The following is a 17,654-nucleotide window of genomic DNA, read 5'->3' as shown; positions in this document are numbered from 1 at the left end:
CTTTTTAGATCTCACACCGATGCAGTACAAGTTTTTCATCGCGCATTTAGATCACTGAAAGGCACCCACTGATTACTAGCGATTAGTATTTTTTGATTCTAACAGTTTTATTCGTTGATCCATACGTTCAATTAATTTTCGCTGTTGCTCCAAAAGGTCCTTTTGTTGTTCCGATTTTAGGTTTTGATTTTTTATTTCTGTCTCTTGTTTGATCGCATATAACGTGAGTTCTTCTATTTTTTTAAGCAGTTGTAGATTCATACCCGCTACATCGAGGCCATCCCTTTCGATCTCTTTGGCAGAAGGAATTTCGGGGAGATGCTTATTCGATTTAATATATTGCTCAATAAAATCCAGACTGTTGAGCTCATAATCCGGTTCAAATACATAGTCTGGAACCGATATATCTGTTTTAATTTTGATCTCTTTTGCGAGTATGTTACCATTTACCGAAAGTTTCGCTTGAGGAGTTTCCGTCCCTATACCAACATTACCACTGGAAAAAATATGATTACCAGTTCCAGTTAACAAGAGTCTGCCAGTAGATTTAATATCACTGTGCGAATCCAATAGCGTCCGCCAATTATTAAATTGCCCAGTACCATTCTCACCGCCGCCTCCACTCCATGTACTCGTCCTAAAATACATCCGCTTATCGCTGGCTCCAAAATAAATATTCGACTCCCAATGAGATATTCTACCATAAATTGCCAATAGAGTTCCATAACTGTTGTTACCAGGACTTGTTCCCCCAGGACGATAAGTAACATAATCATCAAATAGCTTTAAACTCATTGGCCCCAACTGTGTACGCGGAGCACTGCTAAAATCATACCCGATGGCCGGGAAATTTATCTCATTCCCTTTAATGGTTCCAACCACGTCAAGTGATTTGGTCGGACTATTTGTTCCGATCCCCACATTGCCCGAAGTGGGGAAGATGTTTTGGGCAAAACTATTAAGACCGGCCAGCAGAAACAGCAAAGTGACACAAAAAATAACTTTTTCTTTTTTACAAAATTCCATAAGTTAAAACATACAGGTTTATTACTATTTTTACGATATTCTCATGTTTTTCTGCCGAAGATCTTCGATGACTAAAACCGATATCATCATCTCTTAATTTTAAAACATCCTAAGCACACAAAAACAAAATACGGGTCATCCAAGACAAACAATAAAGAGGAAATTTCAGACACACCTCTGTAGGTGGCATTTATTTAATAAAATTATTTGTACTATCCGGCTTTATTGATAATGGTCTAAAATTGAACGTATCTCGTCTTGTTTCAAGCTTCCCTGTTTTGATGTATTTTCGTGAAGTTATGATAAACTGTCTTTCATCTATTATGTGTCCTTTATCAACATAGGTTTGATATTTTTCAGCATAGATTGGGGTTAAGTATCGTTCTAGCGTGATATTATTTCCGTCAACTATATATAATCCCCAGATATATCCCGTCTTTTTATCATTAACATAAGTTTTCGAAAAAGTATCATCAATATTCTTAAAACCCTCTTTAATTCTTGGGTTCCCGCCTTGATAAACTATTCCGTTTTTATACAAGAAGATAACATCAAAAAAAACGCTATCTAATTTAGAATAATAATATCCGTTCAACAAAAGTTTTTCACTACTATTCTCTTCCAGCTGTAATGTCGGAAGTTGTCGACGAACAGAACATGAAACTATTAAAATAAAAATAACGCAATAAAAAATTGTCCTTACCATACCGTAAATGGATTAAGTGTGCGATAATAAACATCTAAATTGACCATATTGCTCAATACCGGAAAAATTGGATAGTTCTTCCCATTGCCATGCGCGAATTTGTTCTGAAAAATATTTCTGTTGTCCTCACTATTTGTCCCGATATTAAATCCCTTATAGCCAAAAGTCCAGGAGCCCAATCGAAACATATTCGTATTTTCTCCATCATATGTTTTTTTTCCATTAATTTCACTCGAAGGCCTCTTTGTCAAATTTAACCCATCGGATGGATCTCCAGTTACCATTAGTAGAGTCGTCGATACATCGCCAACCGTCGCCCTAATACCCGTCGTTCGCCAGCGGTCTCCTCCATCACCCAAGGGTAGAGAACCCAGCTTTGCATGTCCAAGCCAATCGTTTTCATAATGTACAGCCCAATTTTTGCCGTAAAATCCGATTGAACCGGTCCTTTGATCCACATTCCCGCCCTTGAAGCTCATCGTTCCCAAACTAAGCTTAAAGCCCTCTCCCCCGATACCAATTTGCCCTCCCATACGTCGTTCAACAAAACTGCTTCCTGTAAAAATATTCTTGTTCCAGGCGGTAAAGCCAGAACTAAAACCAATATCAAAATTTTCCGAAGAATATCCAAGTGAATAATTTAAGCCATATCCCCAGCCGTTCGTACCCATAAATAGTGAAGGACCGACGCCGAAACCAAAATTTCCTATGGACATGGAAAGACTATATTTAGATAAAATAGAACTGCTCATTGAATTGACCAACGTGCCTGGATAGGTGCTTAAAGACGCCATAGACGAACTCCAGCTCGAACTAAAAATACTTGCTCCTTGCATTCCCGAAACTGCTCCGTATGCAGTGACCGCTCCCATTAGTGCCGCTCCTGTCCATCCCTTAAAAAAAGAATCACCTTTTATTGCATTACCCAGCCCGTTACCTAACACACCCACGGCAGCTCCGATGAGAACAGGCACAATCCACTCACCGTTCGGATCAATATAGATTGCCGGATTATTACCCATCGCTAAATAGGGATTGACAAATTGACTTGCTGGATCCATCGCAGACCATTTTCCTGTCGCAGGGTCATAAAGCCGCGATCCATGATCATACCAATTTAGCCCACCCTGATCGTACAGTTCTTTGCCCGAATATAAAAATTTACTCTTTTCTCCTGCGGCATAGGCTAAATTCAGACCATTTGCAGCATCTCCATACATCGAAAGTCCGTAGGCATAGTAGCTATTCTGCTGCACAACCTTGGCAATGGAGTGATTAGCATCCGGAACAAAGGTTACCCGGACATTGCCCAAATGATCTTTAATATCGTATTCGTAAACATATGATCCGGCATTTAGTCTCGCTCTGCCCTCTTCTGTATGAATGAATTCGATCTGATTTTGCCGATATTGAATACCATCCACATAATCTATCTTATAGCTAGCAGTACCATTGATATAATTTGCCTGAAGTTTTTTCCCAGTTCGATCATACATAAATTCCAAACGGTGCCCCGTACCAAAGATAATGACAGCTGGTAAGTCCAAATCATTATAAGCGATTTCAATTCCTTTACCACTATCTTTAATCATATTGCCATTGGCATCATAGGTCTGTTCAACGGCTTGTACAACTTTGTCATCTAATCCCAAGGCCTTACTCGAAGCATTACTCACATCATCTATCTTAAGACTTCGATACCCTTGATAAGTATAAACCAGGCTGTCTATTTGCTGTATGGCATTATTCGTAAATGCATAACGTCCCAAATTTGTGATACTTCCACTTGAATTGTATTTGACAAATTCGCTATGCGCATTGTCCACTATATCATTCTTTTCGGAAATTGCAGCAGTCATTCGATTAAGTGCATCGTAGCGATATTGATAGCCCATTTTTGGCGGAGCGACGGACTGAGACGCCACTTTACTGGTCTTCCACTGAAATGATGCGACATTGCCATTAAACTGAGGAGCCTTAGCATGCGTGTTATATTCGAGTTTACTCCCAAATAAATCCGCATTGCTATCTGAGTCACCATCATTCATCGTAGAGGAAGATGTCAAATTGGGGTCATTGATCGAGGTCAACCAGCCACGCTCATTATATCGATAATCAATACTTTGCAAAAACTTCGTTTGTCCGGGGGCTTGATGCAATTTTTTATCTACCAACTGGCCAAGTTCATTGTAGGTATTGGCAACAACTTTGATTTCCTCCTGGTTGTTTATCTTTTGACTTAATGTCAATGCTCTTCCATTTTGATCATATGTATATTCATTTTTTACGTTAACGGCCTGCCCCGCTGTTCCGCTATGTTTTCGCTCAGCGGACACAAGCTCCCCTGTAAAATTGAATTGGTTGTCGACTTGATCGATCCCGCCGAGATGGTTCGTTGATTTTGTCTGTATGCAACGCCCATTTCGATCATAATAATTTGCGGTCCATAGTACTGTATTGGCATTATTTATTTCCCATGTTTTGGTCACAGTCGCCATCCCTGTTGGGTAATCAACTTTGACATTTCCGGCGAACGCAGAATAAGACAAACTTGCAGGAAGAGCATTTACATTATAATTATCATAATAGTTGATGATAGCGTAAGACGCGATCCCAGATGTCGGCCATGCAGTATTTGTATAACCTGTACTGGATGTACTTGGTTTTTCATAGGTTACTGCCGCTGCTTCTGCCGCAGTTCTTAACGCTGTAAAAGATTCTGTGGACGTGTAAGATCCAGACATAATCGTACGTCCCTGTGCATCATACTTGATGAAATTCCATTGATTTTTCAATCTTAATTTTGGACTTTGGGACGCCACCAGTTGATTTTGGTTGTTATAGATATAGTAATAGGCTGCTATCCCTGGTTCCTTTTTCTGTATAAGTCTCCTTTTCCAATCATAGGTATATCGATATCCCAAAAGATCAATATTGGCACTTGTCATTGTTGCCACATCAGGGTTTAAAGCAGGCGGCAAGACGAAGTATAATTCGCCTAGATCCGAGTACACATAATACGTGGAAAGAATAACGGTTTCACCTGATTCAGCCTTTATGAAAGCTCGGCTTAAAACAGTTTTCCCATTTTTGTCCAAATATGCTTCGCTTGTATTGATACGCCCATCGGAAGCCACCCAATTATTATTTTTACTTATTGCAACCTTCAATTGATTGTCGGCGTAATAACCGTCCGCTGTTGGTATCGCCAATGCGCTTGTGTCCTGGCTATTGACTGTAAATTTTCTCACTTTTCTCGTTGCAGCCGTATTTGACAGATCGACGTTGTTGTTGAGTGTTTCCTCGAAACGTGCTGTTCTGCCATTCGGTTGCCAATCTGCCCCTACGGCACCCTGTTCCTTCACTTTGTCACTTGGAGAATTATCATATACTGTTTTACTATAAGGAAATCCCGTTTTCGCAGTAAAAGGATCAAAGCCAGTTCCACTATAAAATGTACTTTGTGCTGTTAGATCATTTGATTTATAAGATCCGTTGATATTTCCCTGTTCGACATAAGGAAGATAGTCAACTGCTTTCCTTCCCTGTGCATCGTATCGGACAGGAATTACAACATCTTTAAAACTGCTGGACCCCATTACGTCTATCCCCTGTATCTGGCGACCTAAATTATCGTAGTAGGTAACTTGTTGGGACTCTTCAGATAAGTTGCGTTTTACATTTAAATTCCCTGTATTGACACCCGAGACCTTAAAATTTCGGACCATGACAAAATTCCGGTCGCCGGTAGGTTGGGTGTTTGGATACTTATCTTGTGCAGTGGCCTTAACCGTAAAAACACGAAGATTACTGCCAAAAGGCACCTGAAAACCATTCTTCAAAATGACCGTCTCAAATGCGGAAATATTGGGTTCATTGTTATACTGGCTTAACTCGAGCTTATCCACTTGTGCAAAGACATCCAAATGAAGGCTCAAACAACTGATTAATACGATTAGATAACGCATAATTCAAAAATTTACTGAAACACAATATTGTTAAATGTCCCCAAGTAACCCGGCTGCGGAATAGATGAGGTAGAATTGGTCAAACGGATTTTGATATCACCATTTGGATGTACCGTAAATTCATACTCCCGACCGTCCAGTGAGGTGCGCTGTGTTAATATGGAAATCGGGCGACAATCTTCAAGAATATTTGCGACCACAATACCATTAGAATACCAATCCGAGCTTGAGTAATAGATAGTACCCTGAAGTCCGAGGGCAATATAATTGATCTTGAACTCCGTATTGGATTTGTAAATATAACGGGAGATAAGATCCCAACCTGAAACTGCCTGAACATTACAATCTCTATTAGTTTCCTCTACAAGATTCGCAAAACAATCCACCCGCTCACCACCGATATTATAGCAATAGCTTTTTAAAATATTATTATCCTGATCCATAACAAGCTGAAGGCGATTATACATATCATACTTGTAAAAAACGGTCTGTCCAAAAGTATTGGATTCACTAGTTTTTAGTCCCAGCTCATTGTAACCAACCGTCTTTATCTGTGCGTCCTCAGGATAAACCCGTACCTCATCAATCCTTGTGCCTTCAGTCAGAATCATATTATTTGAATAAGGTTTCTTCACATAGGCCCATGTACCATTCGCATTCAAATACCAATAGTCGATCAAATATTTTCGAGAAGCAGTAGCTGCGAAAGGCACGGTAAAATTGGTCTGCCCCGACCCCAAACCAGCATAGCTGGCTACCGAAGCCTGACTTTCAAATCCTTCGTAATAAAACTCATAATACTTACCGGGTGCAGTTCCAGTTAAAGGAAGCGCCATGGCGTTGTTGATCTCTACCGAAACCCGATCATAGTCATCATAGCCGATAGAACTATAAATTCCATTATTTGATTGCGTCATCGCAAGCCTGTTACTACCACTTTCATAAAAATTTAATTGTTGCGCAACTTTATGGTCTATGGATCCAGCTGTAATCTTTCGGTAATTCGTTGTGCTCATTAGCTTAAATGGTGCCTGAAAAATGTTATGGGTATGTAATAATTCATTTTGGGCAAGCTGTTGCGACTCATGTACAATAACGCCGAGAATATTCTGTCCTTTCAGTGTATTCAGGGTATTTACTTCGGCAGTATTGACCATCGGAATGTTGTTACCGTCTTCTGGATAATAAAGTGTCTTTTTCTTCACGACTGCTTTCGAGTCCTTTGTTTCGATGGACCGGATATAGTTTTTATTTGTATGGTAAGCATACGTTGTGCTCTGTGAGACATTTTTAGAGGTATCACTCGTGCTCTCGTCATATGCTCTATTGATCACATTTGCCAATCTATAATTTTCGATAGGCGTAAAATACAAGGAGCTATGGCCAATATATCCGGACTGCCCAGCAATCGAAGCTCCCGTGACACGGCTGACCACACCATAACTAGCCCGTATTTCGTTTGCATTCAATGCAAGATACTCGTAATCTGACTGGTTCAACAATTTGTTTGCACTATTATAATGGCTAATCCTGGACAGCAGTGCACGCTTATGTGCATAACTGATGGAAGACCCTGTTAAAACCCCTCCAAAAAAAACAGTGGATCCCGACTGATACGTGGTTAATTTATCAGGATATGACTTAAAGTCCTGGTAATTGTAATCTGAATATGAATTGTTGGCATTAATCTCCCGGACACGAGCATATCCAACAAAATAGCCGTTCAGATCCGAATAATTAGCTAATGATCCAGAAAAGATCTTTTGGATAGAAGAACTCCCATTATTAGCGATCAAGGAGAGTGTACTATAATTTGAACCATAAACGGATCCTGTGGATCGCCCGTCAAACTCATACTGAAATCTTCTTTTAAGGGAAGAGACACTGCTTTCGAATGTCTGAATTTCCTGCACCCGAAGTCCCCCCAAAATATCCGCAGGTTGTGAATCATTTTGATAAACCGTATTAAAACCATAGGCGATCTGCGTATAAGCGTTGGTACGTTCCGTAATTTTAAAAAGCATATACGTACCCGCCGTTGCCAGTGAATGTGGTTTTCTCAATGCTGGATCCTTCATTGGGTCTCCGCTCTGGAATGTTGTCCGAAATCCAAAATAGTCCGTATTATTGTCCTTTCGGTCGAATGTACTACCCGAATTCTGATACTCAAATTTCTTATACCGTTGTCCAACCAGATCTTTTTCTCCTGAGTAAACCCGAATACTATCCAATCTCAATCGACATCTATCCGACAATCTTGCACCAGCTGGAGGTGATGCCACCGATCCAAAATAGGATGTCCCGAATACTATTTTTTGATTGAGGCGCTCACCTCCCACCGTATTTACAAATGAACTTATGGTACTCAATCTCGGTGCGCCACCTTCTACATCTTTTCGGTCTGATTCGTAGGAAAAGTGAATACGTCCATATTTTGTATTTATATTGGCCAAGTAATAGTTGTCCATTTCCTGAACATATTCGTTGAATTGTAAATTATCAGTTGTCGTAAACATTAATGTGGTATAGTCCCAACTATATTGATAATATTTCTCCTTTTGTCCCGAGCTTCCCAGTTTCCAATAATAGAAAGAAATCGTATCCGTATTGTCCGCGTTAACGATTCTTTCCAAGTACCAAGTGGAGGTATATGTCGTCTGAACACCACAAAGTTTTTCTGAAGTTGTATTTCGATAACCTAAAGTGGCCCCAAAATAATAGCTGTTTCCCTGGTCGTCTTTGACAACAAAGCTGGAATTGGTATAATTAGAAGAATTATTAAAATTTGTCGAGACAATTTTAAAAGCGCTATTGTTTGAAGTCACGGGGTTTCCGTTTTCATCAAAAGAAAATTGAAACGAAAAGGTAGGCGTATTTACAAAAAATAAATCGGGTTCCGAATCATAAACCTGATCATAATATCTAAGACCATTTGAAATAGTTATTCGATTGAAATAATTTTCATGAAGGGCTGTATTATTGACCGCAGCATCACGAATCGTTTTACCGTGTTGCCCGGGGCCCAAATAACCTTTGGTATGTTCATCTGGTAATGCGCGGACGACTCTTGTGATGCTTCCACCCGCTATAAGCTGCCAGCCTAATCCAACTACACCTGAATATTCCTGATGCCTGATTCCACCGCCTGAAGAATAGCTCAATTGAACAGGTATAACCTGACTTTTACCTGATATCTGTGTAAGCGGAATATTTAAAACCAATCTACCTGAATATCTATCAACGTCAATACCCTGGCCGATATTACCGATATTGCCCAAGAATTTATTGTCTGCGGCAGGAAAACCATAGCCACTCTGAGCAACAACCTTTTGCATAAATATTAAAAAAAATATAGTAGGAATTAACGTAGAAAGGATTTTACTTACACTTTTCATAAAAACTATTTTTTAGTTCTCCGATATTTCGAAAGAAACGAGATTCTTTACGACAAAATAAACAGATTAAAAAAAGTACGACAAACAAGTACTCATGGTTAACAATAGCTACAAGATAAAAACAATAATCTATCTAAACAATAAAAATTAAATAAAATTTCTTAAAAAATACAACTTTTTAACCTACAACATTACAATATTCCAAAATTTTAGATCGAGTATACAAGGTCAGAATAGCTTCAGCTTTAATCGGGAACCGGCCTATGCGAAGCGAAACAGCGAGAGAGCATTGAAACAGAAACTCGGCCTGAAAAAGAGTCCCTCCCTTGAAGAATTTCTAGAAGACTACTTCAAACGGCAGAAAGAAGTTTTTACACCCCGAACTGATATCATTATGGATTAATACGATCATGCTGCTTATTATCATAACTTCTCTGAAAATCAATCCATTTATCATAGGACATGCCATTCATTAAATAATCACCACAAGTTGACGTGAGATCAAATCGTTTCAGGTCGTATTTCATGTTTGTTTTATGAAGTTCAATAATTGAAGTCCCGCTACGTTTAACAATAGTATCACCCAAATCGCATAAAGGATTTAGGTGAACAAAGTACCTGGAGGGCAGCAATTGAACAGTATCCCTCGTGGTAATAGGGTCAATTCCAATAAGGATAAAATCTTCAAATCTTATCTTGGGCTTTTTTTGAAGGATTATATTAGTTTGAAGCCCACTTATATACTTCATATATTTCTCACAACCATTATCAGAGGAAGTTGTGCATCCTGTTATAGCGATTAGTAATATACTATAAATTACTTTCATACTGATTTCTCTACCTGAAATTATCTGTTTCATTAAAGATATACATCATTAAATAATAACATGCGTTACTTTCTTGTCGTCAGGATGACAACTACAAAAAAAAGCTGATACACAAACTAGAAGTAACAATCGCAATCCCATACGTTCCTATTTATATTTTACATCGACTTCATAATAAGTTTTTGGTGGACCTGATGGATTTTTTATGGCCTTATATTTATGTTTATCCAAAAATGCTGAATTTCCAGATAAATAGATCAGGTCGACCTTCTCAAAATAATTGTAATAGTCAATCAGCGATCTGATTTTATCTCCAAAATCCTTATCCCGAAACGTGACGATGCCGTTTTTGCTCTTATAAAAAATATCGTTATCATTATTAATCAATAAGATATCGTCTTTAGAAGTAATTAGGTAAATTTTATAGTCTCCATAGGGGTACATTTTATTGTCATCGCGATTAACGGTATCTCCCTGGGTTCGATATTTATTTAATATCGTTTTATACAACTTGTCGCATTCCGCACTATCTAATAGTTTATCATGCGCCTTTGCAACAGCATCGTAATCAAAGATATTTCTCTGAAATGTTGAAAAGCTAAACTTGTCATCTTGGATAAGTCCTTCTTCAAAGATAACTTTAATATAAGGACTGTCTGTCCTAAATGCGCGGTCTATCTTTTTATTTTCAACAACAGGTCCATTGCAGCTTGATATAAACAACAGGCAACTTATCATGCTGGCTAGCAAACAATGTAGAATCTGTTTCGTTTTTTTCATTTCTGACTTCTCATTTTTAAATATATTTTCATAATGCTATGTTTCGGAAGTTTATTTCTTACGATGTTTATTGTTCTGACTTTCCATAACTTCACCACTACCTATTTCTCAGCGTATTTCGTATATAAATCAATAATTCTGAGCATACATATACAATAAACATAAATATGAGAATGATTTGAGCCCAATCATTCAAAAAAGCTAGTTTATCCGTCATATTTCGGTTTATTTTTAAGTTTAAAAATATTTTTCACAATCTTAACAAAGAAATAAATAATCAAAATTATATGGAGAAGCAGGCTGGCAGGGGTTAGTATACCTCCATCACCTGGCTCATACCTAACTACGGTATTCATTTGTGGATTATGCACCCCAATCCCACCGTAGGGTACAACTACTTTATGATTATATCCTTCCAGACGAATCAATGAATCATAATATTTGACATACTGCAATGAATCATAATTCACAGTTTCCTTTTTATCCATATTTAAAATTGACTTGGTCTAAAATAAATTGCGGTACTTTCTTATCCATGCTATTTCCATAAACTGTCCATCGTACTCATTAATATTTTTCAATCGTTCGGGTAGATCCTATAAGGAAGTTCCTCTATAGGGCTTTAATAGAAAAGAATCCGACTTGTTTTCAGAGACAACTTTGCGCAGCAGCTTTTCATCCGTACTTAATAAATCGATATTCAGATGATCCAATACTTTTATCACGAATGGCAATTCACGATGTGAGATATCAATATTCGAATAGAACAAGCCCTCTTCCTTATACAACCCATAGGGATAAGAGATCAAGTCCTTTGATAGCTCCATCAAAAGATCTTCGCTACAAATCAATGCACCTCTAAAATTAGCTGAAATATCATTTTGCTTGAACAGGTTTCGCAAGGAGCGCAAATTATCCTCATTATTCGGAAACCACTCGAGATCTATCTTATCGTGATTTATGATCCATGAAGAGCCCCGCTCAAACGTTGATATAACTTTCTTGAACCAGGGGTCATATAACCTAATAAAATCAGCTAAATTAAATTCCTTTCCTTTTTCCCTTACTTGAAAGGAAACACCATACCAGTTGACAGATGAAATAGGCTCGCCAACAAGGAAGTCATTATAATGATTCCTATCGTAAGGGAGTATATCTGTCCTATTGCTCGTTATCATAAATATTTCTAATTATGGGTGGACAACCTTCATGTAAGTGTAGCTTATAAGATTTGCGCATACCAATTTTTTATGTTCGGTATTGTATAATGATCCACAATTAAAAAATGTAACGGTTTTTTGGCCTTTTTTTTACTGAAGCAAATTTATAACTTTATTTACTTTGAGACTTAAAAAAATGCAATCATTTAATGAAGATCTGGCGCAATGCACCAACAAATAATGATATTCTCTAAAGTCGATTATTTAACATGCCAGAGAACCGCATCAGCAGATTGGAATATTGATATAGCCAAATTAGAGATAAGCACATGAAAAATTTCGAAAGAAACGGAAATGAATACAAAATGAAACCCCAGTTAGGAACCTATGTTCCTTTGGTTGGTATATTTTCCATTATGGCCCTAGTAGGTTTCATCAAAATGCCTGAATCCTCCTTAAAATGGTGGATGCTGGGTATTGTCGTTATCTTGATGATTTCCCTGCTTAGAGCCTATTTTATCATTGATATGGACAATAGGGAGATCCGTACACGTAAGGGACTTTTGGGTAAAGAAGTGACCATTCCCCTGGAGAGCCTACAGGGTTTTAGTATCCACAAGCTTAAACAATATGGCTTTATCACAATCAACGTCGCCCTGATCGCGCGTTATAAGGATGAAAATGGGAAAGAAAAAAAGGTGCAGCTGGCACAGAGCTATTTTACAAAACCCATTAACCGTATTATTAATGATATCGATGAAATCATTGCCGAAGATAATAATCGATAAATTAAAAACAGTATTCAGGCGCGTCCCCTATCATTGAGTTTCATCTAAACCCCATTTCTTCTGATATATACAAGTTTATTACCTTTAGGAGTATAAAACATAAAATAGCTTTCTCCAGAATCAGCATAGATATAGGCATAAAAATTTCCAGGCTGGTTGAGCTTTCTATTCAATTCTTGAAAACAGCTATTTTCGAAATTCGTACTATTCAGTTCCAATGAAAATAATGCTTTGGTTTCCTCGTCAATAGGGCACTCTCTCCATTGTCCAATTTTTGCATCTCCGGCAATAGTTCTATTTCCCCATTTTGAAATTGGTTTTATATCTTTCTTTAATAGGACGTTTTCTGCCTTATATTGTATTACATCAAAAAATTCACCCCGCATACTAAATCCGATAAGATCCACTGCACATTCCTGTTTTAAGGTTGGAAGCTGATCAAACACGGCCAATTGATCACTTTTCTTAAAGAAATCAACGGACTGATTTTTAACCATAAAAAAGATCAGTAGGCAGATCAATAAAACACCAATTTTTTTCCAAACATTCATAAAGATAAGCTCTCGGCAAACAGACCTCCCTTTAAAATTAGTAATTCAGCGCTGAATTTTCTAATTTTAATCATTAATGACCGACATAGAAATCCTAAAACGACAATTTCTACATGCGCTGAAACGCGGAACAGGTGAAGCATACCTGATCGTAAAAGAGCATCCGAAAATTGACTTTTCAAATCAAATTATACAAGGAGCATTAAACATTTTCGCCTATGACGGACAATGTGAAGGCGACCGGGCAACTTATATTTTTGATATTATTTCTATTTCAAAACAAAAAGACAAAATCCGTAAAGCCGTCTTGCAGGGTTTGGCAAGGGAACAGGATGACACCTGGAATTTGACGCATTTGTTTGCCCTGGCAAAACTTTACGCGCAGCAAAATGACACCGAAGCAAAACAAGCTATTTATGACCGCTTTTTAAACAATCCGATCGCCGGAGCTGATTGGGCCGGCGCTTATGAAATAGCACAACTTGACGGACTAAATGGCTTATTTTACGTTGCCGAGAAATTTGGAAAATACATTGAACAACATCCTGAAGATTGGCAAGACGATGGCATCATTCAGCATTTTCAAGCAGAACACCAAAACATACAGGTTTCTGAAGAACTTCAAAAGAAAGCCCGGACCAATAAGTTCATACGTCTTTACCTTGACAACATACAACGGACAGTAATAAACCAGAATGCACAGCGAACAAAACCCCAAAAATACAAAGACATCATTGATGAAGTTTTAAATAGTAAAGCCCGTATTTCTTTTGCAAGAATGAGAAAGCTAACAGAAGAAGAGATAAACACTATCGCAAAGCATCTTTTGAAAGAAACAGACCAGGAAAATATTGAATGCCTTTTGGATATTTTTGGCTTTCACAAATTTCCTTACGATAGCCAACTCATTTTAGACTATGCTAAACAAAAGGGAACAGGCAAAAACAGAATAGCTAAAAATGCCATTAAAGCACTAAAACATCTAAAAAGCAAAGCCATTAGAGATTTTGCCGTGGACAAAATACAAACTGCCAAAAATCCGATAGACTATTTGGAATTGCTGATTTCTAATTACAGAAGTGGCGACTCGAAGCTACTGACCGAAATCGCCGAAAAGGCAAAAAATGAACACGAAATTGAGCGATTGGCAGGGATATACACAGATATTTTCAATGAAAACAAAACCAAATCCTGTAAAAAACCCCTTGAAATCCTGTATAGCAAAATGAATTGTGCGCTTCACAGAAAAGATATCATAGAAGTTCTGCTGCATAACAACGTTCTCTCCGACACGATAGAAAAAGAACTTCACTATGACTGCAACCCGGAAACAAGGATGATAGCTCTTCAAGCTAGGTTGCAGCATCCTAGTGACCGTAATTTCTGATTAAATTCTCCAGCACCTTATTGTTCAAAGCCGTGGAGCACTTAGATATTATTATCTTTTATCTTGAAAACAGTTCATTAGGCTCAACAAGGATATAAATCCCTATATAATCATCAAACTGCAAAAATTTATTATTGATAAAGCAATAGTAACTTATAGACATGAGCTGTGATTTAGCATATCCATCTTTAAGTCTCCAACCACTATTTTCCTTGGTGAAGTATTCGAGTAGAAAATCTTCCAAATTATGACTTTTATAATAATTAGCTACTTTTGAATCCAATAAAAAACAATCAGCGCTACTTAAAATACGCGTATCATCTACCTCTATTTTTTGGTTCAAAGCTAAATCCAAAAACTTTTCATAAGACAAGTTTTTCGGATTTTCACGATGAATTCCCCACAATGCAGGTTCATTAATCATAGCGACTTTGCCATTTTTGCATCGAACAAAAAAGTCAAAATCAAATCTTGAGGGCGTTGTTCTGTCATCATAAGCCATTTCATAAATTATCCTTGAGTCAATGCGCTTTGTATTCTTATTTCTAGAACAAGAGCTTAAAACGATGAACGCTATCAGTATAAATTTTAACAAAATGCAAAAGTTATTTAATTTTTAAATAACATATCGGCTCACCTTTGTCATCTTGATAATCCTCCATACAAAATTTAAGCTGCTTATAGTCTTTTACCAAATCCACCACCCATCCTCCTGCAGTATCTGCTAATAATTCAGGAAACACATCAAGATCTCTATCCAAATTTGTAAAATAAGGCCTAAAATGGATCGAATTATTATCCTTGTTATAGAAGTTCCATCCACCTTTCATACTCAGTAATAGTTTTCCATTTCTGTTATAAATCTTCCGAGAATAATGACCATTTTTCATTATGTTCAAGGTGTCTTTTGTATTAACGAATTGTTCAGGGACATAAACTCCTATAATGTTATCTTCAGTAAATTTCTGTGTACAAGAGATGCAAATAAGTATGGAAGTCGTTATTGATAACAATATTTTAATCATATCAGCTCACGAGTTAACCGCTTATAAAAGATAGTAAATATCAGCATTCCAATAATCAAATTGTAAATCCCCGTAATTTTATTGCTTGGGGAAAACCAATAGGTATACAAAACATATTCTATGGTAAAAAATGCGATCATAGAAAGCATAAAATAAGTTTTACTCTTTATTTGCAGTATAAAGCAAAGAGGAATACTGAATAATAAAACTAGAAAAAACACATAAAATAGGATATACAGTACATATCCTAAGGACAGTTTCATGAACTCCGATAAAGTATTTGCATTGTTAATTACCGCATTTTGAAATCTGTCGCCGATAAATGCAAGGATAAAAAAGAATACAACATATTTTAGGAGCAAATAGCAGATACTATTTAAAAAGCTTGCTTTAAACATATTTCTACAGCTTATATAATCCTCCTCACAGCACTACCAGCTCGACAGTTTGATCTTACCATCGCTATCAAAATCCGTATTGTCCGTCACTCTTTTTAGATTCAACTGCTTCAATGATAAACCTTCCTGCAAGGTCAAATCTGAGGCTTTCATCCGAAATAAGGGATATGATAATGGCTTCTCGTTCCATTCCAGCACAAACTCGTATCCATCTACGATCTTTTGTTGGTCATCTGTTTTGATGATCAAGATATTGTGAAAGGTTTGCTCCTGCTTGGCCGGATCGCTATCTGGTGAGATACCTCTTCCTTTATAGGTGGCTATAAACTTGTAATAATGGTACTTGCCATTTATGGGATTAAATACTAATTCGCGGCTGTTATTTTCCTTGATTAAAGCTGAAAAAGACTGCTCAAAATCATCCAGTAACTTATAATTAAAATCGGTATTGATCTTATTAGCGACCAATATATAGGTCTTTTCATCTTTACTGGCACTATTTCCCTTCGCTTGATTTTGTGCAGCGACCGAATAACAAGTGAACCAGACTAACAATAGGACTATTAAATATCTCATCCTACTAATTTATTAAAATTCAAAGAATATTACCTTAGCTGGCCAGCAATCATTTCATTTTTCGATTTCTAGGTGACACAAGCGGAAAACTTTTACACTGCTTCAATAAATTTTCCAATCGCTTATCATGTATTGGTCAATTGAGGGACATTATCCTCGCAAATGTCCAATCATTTGTGATCAAATTGTATCTTTTAGTGTCTGACGCGAACTATTAACTTATATTTATTAAAATTGTAGCATTACGAATACTATTTCCGTATGTACTGGTGTAGCATCAAAATAAATTATGAAAAGACCTATTTTGACGAAATACAAAAGAAAATCTGACACACTTATAAGTTTATATTTCTAGTGCGAATTTGCAACAACGAACAACAAGAAATCAATTATAAAATCTATAACCATACATTCATGTGCCTAAAAATTTACTTTTCAGGATATTTCTTTCCGTTTTAACTTTATCAGGAACTAATCTCTATGCCCAGCAAAGAAATGGCAGCGATTATGACATCGAATTTTCTATAACTCCCCTAGCTGAGCGTACTATTGGACCTCGGATGGGCCTTATGGGAGCCGGTAGCGACGACAGTAAGAATTATATCGCTGGATTGCTCCGCATAGGCTATCACTATAATGAAACATGGTCGTTTGGTGCAGGTGTGGGCTATTCCCACCAGAATATAACGACAACATCGGCAATAGTCGATCCCTCGGTGGAGCGGATCCAATACTCCTCAGAACTTTCTATTTGGGAAATCCCTTTAGATGCCAGGGTAAAATTTTTAAAATATCTCTACGCAAATGCGGGGCCTATGTTACACTTCCAGCAGAACGCAAACAGTTATGTAGACAAGCAGCATGGCATAGGTTTCCATATTGGACTAGGCGCAAAGGTTCCATTATCCCAACAGTTTGCTGTCTTGCTGTCGCCACACTACAAAATGTACTCACTCATCCCTTTCCAATCGGAGAGAAATTATGATCGTGTGCGGGTTTTGGGAATTGCGGCTGGATTAAATTATAGGTTTGCCAAGAATTAATATAAATCACAGTTCAAACAGCCT

General features: G+C 37.4%; 15 protein-coding genes. 3 read left to right on the top strand and 12 right to left on the bottom strand.

Going from position 1 to position 17,654, the window contains the following annotated elements:
- Positions 1-75: 75 nt before the first annotated feature.
- From A9970_RS12875 to A9970_RS12840, 8 genes are all read right to left on the bottom strand, one after another.
- Positions 76-1,026, bottom strand: a complete 951-nt coding sequence (locus A9970_RS12875; RefSeq protein WP_182982576.1) for a hypothetical protein — start codon at positions 1,024-1,026, stop codon at positions 76-78.
- Between the two features lie 190 nt (positions 1,027-1,216).
- Positions 1,217-1,732 (bottom strand): hypothetical protein, encoded by a 516-nt coding sequence (locus A9970_RS12870; protein WP_182982575.1) that lies wholly within the window; start codon positions 1,730-1,732, stop codon positions 1,217-1,219.
- A complete protein-coding gene (locus tag A9970_RS12865; RefSeq protein WP_182982574.1) occupies positions 1,726-5,700 on the bottom strand; it encodes a DUF6443 domain-containing protein in 3,975 nt (1,324 codons plus the stop codon). Before A9970_RS12865 ends, A9970_RS12870 begins: the two co-directional genes overlap by 7 nt.
- An 11-nt stretch (positions 5,701-5,711) precedes the next feature.
- Positions 5,712-9,095: a hypothetical protein gene (locus tag A9970_RS12860; protein WP_182982573.1), complete on the bottom strand. Its 3,384-nt coding sequence runs from the start codon at positions 9,093-9,095 to the stop codon at positions 5,712-5,714.
- A gap of 392 nt (positions 9,096-9,487) precedes the next feature.
- Positions 9,488-9,844, bottom strand: coding sequence for a hypothetical protein (locus tag A9970_RS12855; protein ID WP_182982572.1), 357 nt, complete (start codon positions 9,842-9,844; stop codon positions 9,488-9,490).
- Between the two features lie 225 nt (positions 9,845-10,069).
- Positions 10,070-10,702 (bottom strand): hypothetical protein, encoded by a 633-nt coding sequence (locus A9970_RS12850; RefSeq protein WP_182982571.1) that lies wholly within the window; start codon positions 10,700-10,702, stop codon positions 10,070-10,072.
- 206 nt (positions 10,703-10,908) lie between these two features.
- The gene (locus A9970_RS12845; protein WP_159729418.1) at positions 10,909-11,190 is read right to left on the bottom strand and encodes a hypothetical protein; all 282 of its coding nucleotides are present in this window, start codon (positions 11,188-11,190) and stop codon (positions 10,909-10,911) included.
- A gap of 108 nt (positions 11,191-11,298) precedes the next feature.
- Positions 11,299-11,880 (bottom strand): hypothetical protein, encoded by a 582-nt coding sequence (locus A9970_RS12840; protein WP_182982570.1) that lies wholly within the window; start codon positions 11,878-11,880, stop codon positions 11,299-11,301.
- Positions 11,881-12,191: 311 nt separating this feature from the next.
- Here A9970_RS12840 and A9970_RS12835 point away from each other — a divergent pair, with 311 nt between their 5' ends.
- The gene (locus tag A9970_RS12835) at positions 12,192-12,650 is read left to right on the top strand and encodes a hypothetical protein (RefSeq protein WP_182982569.1); all 459 of its coding nucleotides are present in this window, start codon (positions 12,192-12,194) and stop codon (positions 12,648-12,650) included.
- A gap of 44 nt (positions 12,651-12,694) precedes the next feature.
- Here A9970_RS12835 and A9970_RS12830 read toward each other — a convergent pair whose 3' ends face one another.
- Positions 12,695-13,201 (bottom strand): hypothetical protein, encoded by a 507-nt coding sequence (locus tag A9970_RS12830; RefSeq protein WP_182982568.1) that lies wholly within the window; start codon positions 13,199-13,201, stop codon positions 12,695-12,697.
- A gap of 76 nt (positions 13,202-13,277) precedes the next feature.
- On the opposite strand from A9970_RS12830, the gene A9970_RS12825 reads away from it, so the two are divergent.
- Positions 13,278-14,588, top strand: coding sequence for a hypothetical protein (locus tag A9970_RS12825; RefSeq protein WP_182982567.1), 1,311 nt, complete (start codon positions 13,278-13,280; stop codon positions 14,586-14,588).
- Positions 14,589-14,646: 58 nt separating this feature from the next.
- Here A9970_RS12825 and A9970_RS12820 read toward each other — a convergent pair whose 3' ends face one another.
- From A9970_RS12820 to A9970_RS12810, 3 genes are all read right to left on the bottom strand, one after another.
- Positions 14,647-15,090, bottom strand: coding sequence for a hypothetical protein (locus A9970_RS12820; protein WP_182982566.1), 444 nt, complete (start codon positions 15,088-15,090; stop codon positions 14,647-14,649).
- A gap of 103 nt (positions 15,091-15,193) precedes the next feature.
- Positions 15,194-15,478: a hypothetical protein gene (locus tag A9970_RS12815; RefSeq protein ID WP_182982565.1), complete on the bottom strand. Its 285-nt coding sequence runs from the start codon at positions 15,476-15,478 to the stop codon at positions 15,194-15,196.
- Positions 15,479-16,044: 566 nt separating this feature from the next.
- Positions 16,045-16,587 carry a hypothetical protein gene (locus A9970_RS12810; RefSeq protein ID WP_182982564.1) on the bottom strand — a complete coding sequence of 181 codons (543 nt, stop codon included), beginning with the start codon at positions 16,585-16,587 and terminating at the stop codon, positions 16,045-16,047.
- A gap of 416 nt (positions 16,588-17,003) precedes the next feature.
- Here A9970_RS12810 and A9970_RS12805 point away from each other — a divergent pair, with 416 nt between their 5' ends.
- On the top strand, positions 17,004-17,630 hold the full coding sequence (locus A9970_RS12805; RefSeq protein WP_182982563.1) for an outer membrane beta-barrel protein: 627 nt from the start codon (positions 17,004-17,006) through the stop codon (positions 17,628-17,630).
- The last annotated feature ends 24 nt before the right edge of the window (positions 17,631-17,654 follow it).

It is taken from the genome of Sphingobacterium sp. UME9, from assembly GCF_014170215.1.
Classification (GTDB): domain Bacteria; phylum Bacteroidota; class Bacteroidia; order Sphingobacteriales; family Sphingobacteriaceae; genus Sphingobacterium; species Sphingobacterium paramultivorum.
The sequence above is the reverse complement of the archived record's forward strand: the minus strand, read 5'-3'. Positions and strand labels throughout refer to the sequence as shown.

What these genes read in the sequence shown, in the direction of transcription:
- A9970_RS12820 (WP_182982566.1), bottom strand. Translation starts at nt 15,090, where the DNA reads ATGGCTTATGATGACAGAACAACGCCCTCAAGATTTGATTTTGACTTT.
- A9970_RS12870 (WP_182982575.1), bottom strand. Translation starts at nt 1,732, where the DNA reads ATGGTAAGGACAATTTTTTATTGCGTTATTTTTATTTTAATAGTTTCA.
- A9970_RS12865 (WP_182982574.1), bottom strand. Translation starts at nt 5,700, where the DNA reads ATGCGTTATCTAATCGTATTAATCAGTTGTTTGAGCCTTCATTTGGAT.
- A9970_RS12840 (WP_182982570.1), bottom strand. Translation starts at nt 11,880, where the DNA reads ATGATAACGAGCAATAGGACAGATATACTCCCTTACGATAGGAATCAT.
- A9970_RS12825 (WP_182982567.1), top strand. Translation starts at nt 13,278, where the DNA reads ATGACCGACATAGAAATCCTAAAACGACAATTTCTACATGCGCTGAAA.
- A9970_RS12855 (WP_182982572.1), bottom strand. Translation starts at nt 9,844, where the DNA reads ATGAAGTATATAAGTGGGCTTCAAACTAATATAATCCTTCAAAAAAAG.
- A9970_RS12810 (WP_182982564.1), bottom strand. Translation starts at nt 16,587, where the DNA reads ATGAGATATTTAATAGTCCTATTGTTAGTCTGGTTCACTTGTTATTCG.
- A9970_RS12875 (WP_182982576.1), bottom strand. Translation starts at nt 1,026, where the DNA reads ATGGAATTTTGTAAAAAAGAAAAAGTTATTTTTTGTGTCACTTTGCTG.
- A9970_RS12860 (WP_182982573.1), bottom strand. Translation starts at nt 9,095, where the DNA reads ATGAAAAGTGTAAGTAAAATCCTTTCTACGTTAATTCCTACTATATTT.
- A9970_RS12835 (WP_182982569.1), top strand. Translation starts at nt 12,192, where the DNA reads ATGAAAAATTTCGAAAGAAACGGAAATGAATACAAAATGAAACCCCAG.
- A9970_RS12815 (WP_182982565.1), bottom strand. Translation starts at nt 15,478, where the DNA reads ATGAAAAATGGTCATTATTCTCGGAAGATTTATAACAGAAATGGAAAA.
- A9970_RS12830 (WP_182982568.1), bottom strand. Translation starts at nt 13,201, where the DNA reads ATGAATGTTTGGAAAAAAATTGGTGTTTTATTGATCTGCCTACTGATC.
- A9970_RS12845 (WP_159729418.1), bottom strand. Translation starts at nt 11,190, where the DNA reads ATGGATAAAAAGGAAACTGTGAATTATGATTCATTGCAGTATGTCAAA.
- A9970_RS12850 (WP_182982571.1), bottom strand. Translation starts at nt 10,702, where the DNA reads ATGAAAAAAACGAAACAGATTCTACATTGTTTGCTAGCCAGCATGATA.